The following is an 11,609-nucleotide window of genomic DNA, read 5'->3' as shown; positions in this document are numbered from 1 at the left end:
TGACGGCGTGAACGCCTTATCCGGCAAAGGAATCGTCAGTAACCCACCACTTTGCGCAGAATATCGATATACACCGGCATCAGCGGATGGCGCAGTAACGCCACCAGAGCGACCACGCCGATCCCGAGCGTCAACGGCGCCAGATACAGCAAACGGCTGCGGGGGAAATACGCCGTTAAGCGATCGACAGCCGCTTTGCCACTGCGCCATAGCCGCCAGCAAAACCAGCCGCCCACCCAGAGCAACACCGCCGTCGCCAGCAGCAACCATTTGAAATCCCCGCTCTGCATATCAGAAGGAATATCAATTGCCGCTCCCGCCAGGATCCCCGGCAGGAAGTAGAACGGTGGCCACAGCACGCAGCCGATAATATTCGGGACGATAAATTTAGCGACAGGCAGATCCAGCATGCCTGCTACCATCGGCACCAGCGGACGCGTCGGTCCGACAAAACGCCCTACCAGAATAGTAAACATGCTGTGTTGATGCAGGGCGTGCTCGGTTTTATCCAGCAACGCCTTGTTCTTTTTCATGAACGACCAACGGTGCAATGGCTTTTTAAAGCGCCAGCCCAGCCAAAAAGAGATCCAATCCCCCAATAAGCAACCTATAATGCCCGCAAGCCAGGCATGCCAGAAGTTCAGTTCGCCGCTGCCAATCAGCGCCCCCAGCCCCGCCATCATCACGGTCCCGGGTAGAATCAGGCCAACCAGCGCCAGCGACTCCAAAAAAGCCACCAGAAGTACGGCGATCAGAGAGTACAGGGCGGACTGGAGAATAAAGTGTTCCAGCAATGCTTGCATAATGTGTCCGTCAAATTTACGAAGCAGGGATTTTGATAACCCCTCTCAACTTCGTCAAGCCATCAATTGTCTGAATAGATTGCGAGTTATGACAACTTTCAGGATACATCATTCACTTTTTATTCACATCCAGCACGAAACCCGCTCGGACTGGCGCCGGTACATTTTTTGAAAACACGAGAGAAATAGAGCTGGTCGTCAAAGCCAACATTGCGACCTACGGTGGCAATGGGCATACGTGTGGTACTCAGTAATAGCTTCGCCTGGCTGATGCGCTGGTCCTCGCGCCAGCTTAATACGCTGATACCTAACTGCTGACGGAACAGATGCGACAAACGGGAAGGCGACAGGCAGACGTGCTGCGCGACGCTGGCGATATCAAAATTGCTGTCCGCCAGGTGATCGCTGATGTACTGGCAGGCATCGCGGACGCGGTTGTCCATGGGCGGGTGTAGCGATTCATTGATGGCTTCCATACGTCGGAGCAATAATTGTTCCAGTAAATTAATCGCCAGCAGTTCGGAATAACGACCTTCTCCCTGCCCGGCGTTAATTATCTGCCCAAACAGCTCGTTAAAATGCGGCTGATGCGCTTCATCCGGGCGGAAAAAACCGGTCTGGGCAAAAATGGCTGGCCAGGTCAGCCACTCCTGCCAGTAGGCGCGCGGGCGAAAGTAAACCCACTGGTGATACCACTCGCTGGCGTCAGGGTGGCGTCCGTAGTGGTGAATTTCTCCAGGTGGAAACAACAGAATATCGCCAGGCCGGCAGACAAACTGCTTGCCCTGATTATTGATAACCCCTTCGCCACGGATGGTGAGATTGAGGATATAACCCTTCATACCCAGCGGCCTGTCGATAAAAAAATCCAGGTATCCGTTCGCCTCAATGGGGGTTAATCCGGCCACCAAATGCGCGTTAAACGAATAACCTGGCAACAGGGGATCGTTTTGCGTTTCAGCCATAATTTCAATACTCCCTATGTCCTGCCAAGAAACAATTTGTCCATATTACGCCAGACATCATCGCTGTCGCCCCTGCGGGCCGCTGTATTTGCGGTAATGGACCACCAATCCCGCTTGTGAAAAGCTCTTTGTAAAAAACATGTACTACGCCAACGTCAAAATCGGCTAACAAAAGTGTCTATAACTACGGCAGGAATGTCCACATTGATTATTTGCACAGCGTCACACTTTGTGATGCCACAGCATTTTAATCCATAAGATTAGCGGATCCTGCCTGACGGTTTTTATCGCTACTCACTACTGTTTATCCATACCCGTATTTTTGGATGGAGTAAGACGATGGCGATTGCAATTGGCCTCGATTTTGGTAGTGATTCAGTACGCGCTTTGGCGGTGGAATGTGCCACCGGCGAAGAGATCGCCACCAGCGTTGAGTGGTATCCACGTTGGCAGGAAGGGCAGTATTGCGATGGCCCAAACAACCAGTTTCGCCATCATCCGCGCGACTACATTGAATCCATGGAAGCGGCGCTGAAAACCGTATTGGCCGAACTGAGCGCTGAACAGCGCGCGGAAGTGGTCGGGATCGGCGTTGACAGTACCGGCTCAACCCCGGCGCCCATCGATGCAGACGGTAACGTACTGGCACTGCGTCCGGAGTTCGCGGAAAACCCGAATGCAATGTTTGTCCTGTGGAAAGATCACACCTCAGTAGAAGAAGCCGAAGAAATCACCCGCCTGTGCCACACACCGGGCAAGATCGATTACTCCCGCTATATCGGCGGCATTTATTCCAGCGAATGGTTCTGGGCCAAAATCCTGCATGTAACTCGTCAGGACCATGCGGTAGCCGAAGCTGCGGTCTCGTGGATTGAGCTATGCGATTGGGTTCCGGCCCTGCTCTCCAACACCGTACGCCCACAGGATATTCGTCGCGGTCGCTGCAGCGCCGGACATAAATCACTGTGGCATGAAAGCTGGGGTGGTCTGCCGCCAGCCAGTTTCTTTGACGAACTCGATCCCATCCTCAACCGCCATCTGCAATACCCAATGTTTACCGATACCTTCACCGCGGATCTGCCGGTTGGCACCCTATGCGCCGAGTGGGCACAGCGCCTGGGGCTACCGGAAAGCGTGGTGATTGCAGGCGGTGCTTTTGACTGCCATATGGGCGCGGTTGGCGCAGGCGCACAGCCTAACACGCTGGTGAAAGTCATCGGCACGTCGACCTGCGACATTCTGATTGCCGACAAACACAGCGTTGGCGAACGCGCGGTGAAAGGCATTTGCGGCCAGGTTGATGGCAGCGTAGTGCCTGATTTTATTGGCCTCGAAGCTGGCCAGTCCGCATTCGGCGATATCTATGCCTGGTTTAGCCGCGTGCTGAGCTGGCCTCTGGAACAGCTTGCCGCACAGCATCCGGAACTGCAGCCCCAGATTAAAGCCAGTCAAAAACAGCTGCTGCCTGCACTCACTGAAGCCTGGGCGAAAAATCCATCACTGGAGCATCTCCCAGTGGTGCTCGACTGGTTCAACGGTCGCCGTACGCCCAATGCCAACCAGCGTTTGAAAGGGGTAATTACCGATCTGAACCTGGCAACTGACGCGCCAGCGCTGTTCGGTGGGCTGATTGCCGCCACGGCCTTTGGCGCACGCGCCATTATGGAATGCTTCACCGAACAAGGCATTGCGGTTAACAACGTAATGGCGCTTGGCGGTATCGCGCGCAAAAACCCGGTCATCATGCAGGCCTGCTGTGACGTGCTGAACCGCCCGCTACAGATTGTCGCTTCAGACCAGTGCTGCGCACTCGGTGCGGCTATCTTCGCTGCCGTTGCCGCGAAAGTACACGTCGATATCCCAGCCGCTCAGCAGCAAATGGCAAGCGCCGTGGAAAACACGCTGCAACCTCGCCCAGAGCAGGCTCAACGTTTTGAACAACTCTACCGCCGCTATCAGCACTGGGCGGTAAGCGCTGAACAACAATACCTTCCGACTGCCGCTCCGGCGCAACAAGCCCCGGTAGACCTGGCAACCCTGACACATTAAGGACACGACAATGACGATTTTTGATAACTATGAAGTGTGGTTTGTGATTGGTAGTCAGCATCTGTATGGCCCTGAAACCCTGCGTCAGGTAACCCAACATGCGGAGCACGTCGTTAACGCACTGAATACTGAAGCCAAACTGCCCTGTAAGCTGGTATTAAAACCGCTGGGCACTTCCCCTGACGAGATTACCGCTATCTGTCGTGACGCTAACTACGACGATCGCTGTGCAGGGATGGTGGTCTGGCTGCATACCTTCTCCCCGGCCAAAATGTGGATTAACGGCCTGACTATCCTCAACAAACCGCTGATGCAGTTCCACACCCAGTTCAACGCCGCCCTGCCGTGGGACAGCATTGATATGGACTTTATGAACCTGAACCAGACTGCGCACGGCGGTCGTGAGTTCGGCTTCATCGGCGCACGTATGCGTCAGCAGCATGCCGTGGTCACCGGTCACTGGCAGGATAAACAAGCGCATGAACGCATTGGCTCCTGGATGCGCCAGGCCGTGTCCAAACAGGATACCCGCCACCTGAAAGTCTGTCGCTTTGGCGACAACATGCGTGAAGTTGCGGTCACCGATGGCGATAAAGTCGCTGCGCAGATCAAGTTCGGCTTCTCGGTAAACACCTGGGCCGTGGGCGATCTGGTGCAGGTAGTGAACGCAATTAGCGACGGCGAAATCAACGCGCTAATCGATGAGTACGAAAGCACCTACACCATGACGGCGGCGACGCAAGTCCACGGTGAAAAACGTCAGAACGTCCTGGAAGCGGCCCGTATTGAACTGGGGATGAAGCGCTTCCTGGAACAGGGTGGATTCCACGCCTTCACCACCACATTTGAAGATTTACACGGCCTGAAACAGCTCCCGGGTCTGGCCGTACAGCGTCTGATGCAGCAAGGCTATGGCTTTGCGGGCGAAGGCGACTGGAAAACCGCCGCTCTGCTTCGCATCATGAAGGTGATGTCAACCGGTCTGCAGGGCGGCACCTCATTTATGGAGGATTACACCTACCACTTCGAGAAAGGCAACGATCTGGTACTCGGTTCGCACATGCTGGAAGTTTGCCCGTCCATCGCGGTGGAAGAGAAACCGATCCTCGACGTACAACACCTCGGCATTGGTGGTAAAGACGATCCCGCCCGTCTGATCTTCAACACTAAAACCGGCCCGGCCGTGGTTGCCAGCTTGATCGATCTCGGCGATCGTTTTCGCCTGCTGGTTAACTGCATCGACACGGTACAAACACCGCACTCCCTGCCGAAACTGCCTGTAGCTAACGCGCTGTGGAAAGCTCACCCGGATCTTCCAACTGCATCTGAAGCCTGGATCCTGGCTGGTGGCGCGCACCACACCGTGTTCAGCCACGCGCTGGATCTGAACGATATGCGCCAGTTCGCTGAAATGCACGATATCGAGATCGCGGTGATCGATAACGATACCCGCCTGCCGGCCTTTAAGGACGCGCTGCGCTGGAACGAAGTGTATTACGGGTTCAAACGTTAATTGTCGAAACGGATTGCCCGGTGGCATTTCATTTACCGGGCCTACAAATCACCGTAGGCCGGATAAGCGAAGCGCCATCCGGCATTCAGGAGTTAACATGCTAGAAGATCTTAAACGTCAGGTACTGGAAGCCAATCTGGCGTTGCCTAAGCACAATCTGGTCACCCTGACCTGGGGGAACGTCAGCGCCGTCGATCGCGAGCGCGGCGTGTTTGTGATTAAACCTTCCGGGGTCGATTACAGCGTAATGACCGCAGACGATATGGTGGTAGTCAGTATCGCCACGGGTGAAGTAGTCGAAGGCCAGAAGAAGCCCTCTTCCGATACCCCAACGCACCGACTGCTGTATCAGGCATTCCCGACCATTGGCGGCATTGTTCACACCCATTCGCGTCATGCAACCATCTGGGCGCAGGCGGGTCAGTCGATTCCGGCCACGGGTACCACCCATGCGGACTATTTCTACGGTTCGATTCCCTGCACACGGAAAATGACCGACGAAGAAATCAACGGCGAATATGAATGGGAAACCGGCAATGTAATCGTTGAAACCTTTGAGAAACAAGGTATTGACGCCGCGCAGATGCCTGGCGTGCTAGTGCACTCTCACGGTCCGTTTGCCTGGGGAAAAAATGCCGAAGATGCGGTGCATAACGCCATCGTGCTGGAAGAAGTCGCCTACATGGGGATCTTCTGTCGCCAGCTCGCGCCGCAATTGCCAGATATGCAACAAACCCTGTTAGATAAGCATTACCTGCGTAAACATGGTGCTAAAGCCTACTACGGGCAATAGTCCCTGCTGACACATAACAACTGTATAAAATCACAGCCAATCTATCAGAACCAGGCTATAATAATGCCTGGTTTTTTAATGGATACACAGCGTGGCGCAGGCAGGCTTTATTCTAACCCGACACTGGCGGGACACTCCGCAGGGAACTGAGGTCTCATTCTGGCTGGCTACAGACGATGGGCCGCTGCAGGTCACGCTTGCGCCACAGGAGTCAGTCGCGTTTATTCCCACCAGTCAGGTTCCTCGCGTCACCTCACTATTACGTACTGAAAACGGCTATCGCCTGACGCCTCTTCAGTTGCAAGACTTCCACCGCCAGCCCGTTTCCGGCCTGTATTGCCGCTCACATCGCCAGCTTATGCGGCTGGAAAAACTGCTGCGCGAAAACGCAGTCACCGTCTACGAAGCTGACGTACGGCCGCCGGAGCGGTATCTAATGGAGCGCTTTATCACCTCCCCTGTTTGGGTCGAAGGCGACAGACATGACGACATGCTGGTTAATGCCCGCCTGAAGCCGAACCCTGACTATCGACCACCGCTAAAATGGGTATCGCTGGATATCGAAACCACGCGCCACGGCGAACTCTACTGCATCGGTCTTGAGGGCTGTGGGCAGCGTATTGTCTATATGCTCGGCCCGGCAAACGGTGATGCCTCTGCGCTGGATTTTGAACTTGAGTACGTTGCAAGCCGCCCGCAGTTGTTGGAAAAGCTCAATGACTGGATTGCCCGTCACGATCCTGATGTGATAATCGGCTGGAACGTCGTGCAATTCGATTTACGCGTCCTGCAAAAGCACGCCGAACGTTACCGCATTCCCCTGCGTTTTGGTCGTGACAATAGCGAGCTGGAGTGGCGCGAGCATGGCTTCAAAAACGGCGTGTTCTTCGCGCAGGCTAAAGGTCGCCTGATTATCGACGGCATTGAGGCGCTCAAATCCGCATTCTGGAATTTCTCGTCATTTTCGCTGGAGACGGTGTCGCAGGAGCTACTGGGCGAAGGGAAGTCAATTGATAATCCCTGGGACAGGATGGACGAAATCGATCGCCGGTTTGCCCAGGATAAGCCCGCGCTCGCCACCTACAATCTCAAAGACTGTGAGTTGGTCACGCGTATTTTTCATAAAACCGAGATCATGCCATTTCTGCTGGAACGATCCACGGTCAACGGTCTGCCGGTCGACCGGCACGGTGGTTCAGTTGCCGCCTTCGGACATCTCTACCTGCCACGAATGCACCGGGCGGGTTATGTGGCACCGAACCTGGGTGAAGTCCCCGCGCACGCCAGCCCCGGTGGCTACGTGATGGACTCGCGCCCCGGCTTATACGACTCGGTACTGGTGCTGGATTACAAAAGCCTGTACCCCTCAATAATTCGTACTTTTTTAATCGATCCGGTGGGGCTTATCGAAGGAATGGCGCAGCCGGATCCGGAGCACAGCACCGAAGGGTTCCTTGACGCCTGGTTCTCACGTGAAAAGCACTGCCTGCCGGAAATCGTGACCCGGATCTGGCATGGTCGCGATGAAGCAAAACGCCGCGGCAATAAGCCGCTCTCGCAGGCGCTGAAAATCATCATGAACGCATTTTACGGCGTGCTGGGAACCACCGCCTGTCGCTTTTTCGACCCGAGACTGGCCTCGTCCATTACCATGCGCGGCCATGCGATCATGCGCCAGACCAAAGCGCTGATTGAAGCTCAGGGTTACGACGTTATCTATGGCGATACCGACTCGACCTTTGTCTGGCTGAAAAAGGCGCACTCAGAAGATGATGCCGCCCGGATTGGCCGTGAGCTGGTGAGCTACGTCAACGACTGGTGGGCGCAGTCGCTGAAACAACAAAACCTGACCAGTGCGCTGGAGCTGGAATTTGAAACCCATTTTTGTCGCTTTCTGATGCCGACCATTCGCGGTGCAGATACCGGCAGTAAAAAACGCTATGCAGGGATGATTCAGGACGGCGCTGAGCAACGTATGGTGTTTAAGGGACTGGAAACGGTACGAACCGACTGGACGCCGCTGGCCCAACAGTTTCAGCAGGAGCTATACCTGCGAATTTTTCGTAACGAACCTTATCAGGAGTTTGTTCGCGAGACTATTGACCGTCTGATGGCCGGTGAAATGGATGAACAACTGGTGTACCGCAAGCGCCTGCGCCGCCCGTTAAGCGAATACCAGCGAAATGTTCCACCACACGTGCGCGCCGCGCGCCTCGCCGATGAGCAGAATGTAAAGCTGGGGCGTCCACCGCAGTATCAAAATCGCGGAACCATAAAATATGTCTGGACGGTCAATGGCCCAGAACCTGTTGATTATCAGCTATCTGCGCTCGATTACGAGCATTATCTGACACGCCAGATCCAACCCGTTGCCGAGGGAATTCTTCCCTTTATTGACGATAATTTTGCTACACTACTCACAGGGCAACTGGGGTTATTTTGACGCGTGACGAAACCGTCGCCATCCAGTACCATAGCGCCCTTTCCATTCCTGGACCCCAATACACTTGCTGCCACTTTACTCTGGCAGAGGGTGAGTATTGCCTGCAACTAAAGATATAGAGCCGAACATATATGCCTTTTACACTTGGTCAACGCTGGATCAGCGATACAGAAAGCGAATTGGGACTTGGTACCGTTGTCGCCATGGATGCGCGAACCGTCACATTACTTTTCTCATCGACGGGCGAAAACCGTCTGTATGCGCGCAGTGATTCCCCCGTGACCCGCGTGATGTTCAATCCTGGCGATACGATAACAAGCCATGAAGGCTGGCAACTGCATGTCGATGAAGTAAAAGAAGAAAACGGCCTGCTTGCCTATATCGGAACCCGCCTGGATACCGAAGAAACCGGTGTCATGCTGCGTGAAGTACTACTCGACAGCAAACTGGTATTCAGCAAACCACAAGATCGCCTGTTTGCCGGCCAGATTGACCGCATGGATCGCTTTGCTCTGCGCTATCGCGCCCGTAAATTTCAGAGCGAACAATACCGTATGCCGTGGAGTGGGTTGCGTGGTCAACGTACCAGCCTGATCCCTCACCAACTGAACATTGCCCATGATGTTGGCCGTCGTCATGCCCCTCGCGTTTTACTGGCAGACGAAGTGGGTTTAGGTAAAACCATTGAAGCCGGGATGATCCTGCATCAACAACTGCTGTCCGGCGCCGCAGAGCGCGTGCTGATCATCGTCCCGGAGACATTACAGCACCAGTGGCTGGTCGAAATGCTGCGTCGCTTCAACCTGCGTTTTGCACTGTTTGATGATGAGCGTTATGCAGAAGCGCAGCACGATGCCTACAACCCATTTGAAACCGAACAACTGGTCATCTGCTCGCTGGACTTTGCCCGTCGCAGTAAACAGCGCCTGGAGCATCTGTGTGACGCCGAATGGGATCTGCTGATCGTCGATGAAGCGCATCACCTGGTGTGGAGCGAAGACGCGCCCAGCCGCGAATATATGGCCATTGAACAACTGGCAGAACGTGTGCCGGGCATCCTGCTGCTAACCGCTACACCGGAGCAGCTGGGCATGGAAAGTCACTTTGCTCGTCTGCGCCTGCTGGACCCCAGCCGTTTTCACGATTTCGCCCAGTTTGTTGAAGAGCAAAAAAATTATCGTCCGGTCGCCGACGCCGTCGCTATGTTACTGGCAGGCAACAAGCTGAGTAACAGTGAGCTGAACATGTTAGGCGACATGATTGGCGAGCAGGACATTGAGCCGCTATTGCAGGCGGCAAACAGCGACAGCGAAGATGCCCAGAGCGCGCGTCAGGAGCTGGTTTCGATGCTGATGGACCGCCATGGCACCAGCCGCGTGCTGTTCCGTAACACCCGTAATGGTGTGAAAGGCTTCCCAAAACGCGAGCTGCACACCATCAAGCTGCCGCTGCCGACCCAATACCAGACGGCGATTAAAGTCTCCGGCATTATGGGTGCGCGTAAAAGCGCGGAAGACCGGGCGCGCGATATGCTCTACCCGGAACAGATTTATCAGGAATTCGAAGGCGATACCGGCACCTGGTGGAACTTTGACCCGCGCGTGGAATGGCTGATGGGCTATCTGACCAGCCACCGCTCGCAAAAAGTATTAGTTATCTGTGCAAAAGCCACCACCGCGCTTCAGCTGGAGCAGGTTCTGCGCGAGCGCGAAGGTATCCGCGCTGCCGTGTTCCATGAAGGGATGTCGATCATTGAGCGTGACCGCGCCGCAGCCTGGTTTAGCGAAGAAGATAGCGGCGCCCAGGTAATGCTGTGTTCTGAAATCGGCTCCGAAGGGCGTAACTTCCAGTTCGCCAGCAATCTGGTGATGTTTGACCTGCCGTTCAACCCGGACCTGCTGGAACAGCGTATTGGCCGCCTGGACCGTATTGGTCAGGCACATGATATTCAGATCCACGTTCCGTACCTGGAAAAAACCGCACAATCCGTGCTGGTGCGCTGGTACCATGAAGGTCTGGATGCGTTTGAACATACCTGCCCGACCGGCCGTACCATCTACGACACGGTCTATAACAATCTGATCGGCTACCTGGCTGAACCAGAAAATACCGATGGCTTTGACGATCTGATCAAAACCTGTCGCGAACAACATGACGCGCTGAAAGCTCAGCTGGAGCAAGGTCGCGATCGTCTGCTGGAGATCCACTCTAACGGCGGTGAAAAAGCGCTGGCACTGGCTGAGAGTATTGAAGAACAGGACGATGATACCAGCCTGATCGCCTTCGCCATGAACCTGTTTGATATCGTTGGTATTAATCAGGATGACCGTGGTGACAATTTGATCGTGCTGACACCGTCCGATCATATGCTGGTGCCAGATTTCCCTGGATTGCCGGAAGATGGCTGCACCATTACGTTTGAGCGTGATGTCGCTCTGTCGCGTGAAGACGCTCAGTTTATTACCTGGGAGCATCCGTTAATCCGTAATGGTCTGGATCTTATCCTCTCTGGCGACACCGGCAGTAGCACCATTTCGTTGTTGAAAAATAAAGCATTACCGGTCGGAACTCTGTTGGTTGAGCTGGTGTATGTGGTTGAAGCGCAAGCGCCGAAACAGCTGCAGCTGAACCGCTTCCTGCCGCCAACGCCGGTACGTATGCTGCTGGATAAAAACGGCAATAACCTCGCTGCACAGGTTGAGTTCGAAACCTTTAACCGTCAGCTCAGCGCCGTTAACCGCCACACCGGCAGTAAACTGGTCAACGCCGTGCAGCAGGACGTTCATGCTATTCTGCAACTCGGTGAAGCACAGGTGGAAAAATCAGCCCGCGCGCTGATCGACGCGGCGCGTAAAGAAGCGGACGAAAAACTGACTGCGGAACTCTCCCGTCTGGAAGCGCTGCGTGCCGTTAACCCGAACATCCGTGATGACGAACTCAGCGCAATTGAAAGCAACCGTCAGCAGGTGATGGAAAGCCTGGATCAGGCGGGCTGGCGTCTGGATGCCCTGCGCCTGATCGTCGTGACGCATCAGTAACGGAG

The 11,609-nt window shown here is 54.8% G+C and carries 7 protein-coding genes; 5 read left to right on the top strand and 2 right to left on the bottom strand.

Translation table 11 applies throughout. The features are described from left to right. Window positions 1-35: 35 nt before the first annotated feature. Together OGV85_RS07840 and araC are read right to left on the bottom strand one after the other, a co-directional pair. Window positions 36-803: a DedA family protein gene (locus tag OGV85_RS07840; protein WP_003837398.1), complete on the bottom strand. Its 768-nt coding sequence runs from the start codon at window positions 801-803 to the stop codon at window positions 36-38. 119 nt (window positions 804-922) lie between these two features. Then, entirely contained in the window at window positions 923-1,768 is an 846-nt protein-coding gene (gene araC, locus OGV85_RS07835; RefSeq protein ID WP_061548367.1) for an arabinose operon transcriptional regulator AraC, read from the bottom strand. A 339-nt stretch (window positions 1,769-2,107) separates the two neighbouring features. Between araC and araB the strand changes: the two genes are divergently transcribed. The 5 genes from araB to rapA all read left to right on the top strand — a co-directional run bounded on the left by araB (window position 2,108) and on the right by rapA (window position 11,604). Beyond that, window positions 2,108-3,817 (top strand): ribulokinase, encoded by a 1,710-nt coding sequence (araB, locus tag OGV85_RS07830; protein WP_061548368.1) that lies wholly within the window; start codon window positions 2,108-2,110, stop codon window positions 3,815-3,817. A gap of 10 nt (window positions 3,818-3,827) precedes the next feature. Further along, the gene (araA, locus tag OGV85_RS07825; RefSeq protein WP_032948509.1) at window positions 3,828-5,330 is read left to right on the top strand and encodes an L-arabinose isomerase; all 1,503 of its coding nucleotides are present in this window, start codon (window positions 3,828-3,830) and stop codon (window positions 5,328-5,330) included. Between the two features lie 97 nt (window positions 5,331-5,427). Continuing rightward, window positions 5,428-6,123 carry an L-ribulose-5-phosphate 4-epimerase gene (araD, locus tag OGV85_RS07820; protein ID WP_003018841.1) on the top strand — a complete coding sequence of 232 codons (696 nt, stop codon included), beginning with the start codon at window positions 5,428-5,430 and terminating at the stop codon, window positions 6,121-6,123. A gap of 91 nt (window positions 6,124-6,214) precedes the next feature. Continuing rightward, window positions 6,215-8,566, top strand: coding sequence for a DNA polymerase II (polB, locus tag OGV85_RS07815; RefSeq protein ID WP_048219732.1), 2,352 nt, complete (start codon window positions 6,215-6,217; stop codon window positions 8,564-8,566). A 131-nt stretch (window positions 8,567-8,697) separates the two neighbouring features. After that, window positions 8,698-11,604, top strand: a complete 2,907-nt coding sequence (rapA, locus tag OGV85_RS07810; protein WP_003837386.1) for an RNA polymerase-associated protein RapA — start codon at window positions 8,698-8,700, stop codon at window positions 11,602-11,604. The last annotated feature ends 5 nt before the right edge of the window (window positions 11,605-11,609 follow it).

The sequence above is a fragment of the Citrobacter sp. Cf132 genome (assembly GCF_030333885.1).
Classification (GTDB): Bacteria; Pseudomonadota; Gammaproteobacteria; order Enterobacterales; family Enterobacteriaceae; genus Citrobacter; species Citrobacter freundii.
This window is presented reverse-complemented; position numbering and strand designations above follow the sequence as displayed.